This window comes from Terribacillus saccharophilus (assembly GCF_002272745.1).
In the GTDB taxonomy this organism is placed as follows: domain Bacteria; phylum Bacillota; class Bacilli; order Bacillales; family Amphibacillaceae; genus Terribacillus; species Terribacillus saccharophilus_B.
On the sequence record NZ_NPBD01000023.1, the window covers coordinates 1 to 510 of the forward strand.

The 510-nt window shown below is 52.0% G+C and carries 1 rRNA gene; it reads left to right on the top strand.

Features of this window, described 5'->3' with window-relative positions:
* Positions 1–510, top strand: a 23S ribosomal RNA gene (locus CHH58_RS17955); the annotation flags it as partial.

The following is a 510-nucleotide window of genomic DNA, read 5'->3' on the forward strand; positions in this document are numbered from 1 at the left end:
CCAAGCAGTGAGGAAGTTGAGCAGGCAAATCCACTCAACATTAATTCCAGGCGGTTATGGGGAGGGAAATTTAGTACCGAAGTTCCTGATTTCACACTGCCAAGAAAAGCCTCTAGTGAGGAAATAGGTGCCCGTACCGCAAACCGACACAGGTAGGCACGGTGAGTAACCGAAGATGATCGGGAGAACTCTCGTTAAGGAACTCGGCAAAATGACCCCGTAACTTCGGGAGAAGGGGTGCTTCTTTTAAGGAGAAGCCGCAGTGAAAAGGCCCAAGCGACTGTTTAGCAAAAACACAGGTCTCTGCAAAGCCGTAAGGCGAAGTATAGGGGCTGACACCTGCCCGGTGCTGGAAGGTTAAGGGGAATGGTTAGGGACTTCGTCCCGAAGCTGTGAACCGAAGCCCCAGTAAACGGCGGCCGTAACTATAACGGTCCTAAGGTAGCGAAATTCCTTGTCGGGTAAGTTCCGACCCGCACGAAAGGTGCAACGACTTGGGCACTGTCTCAA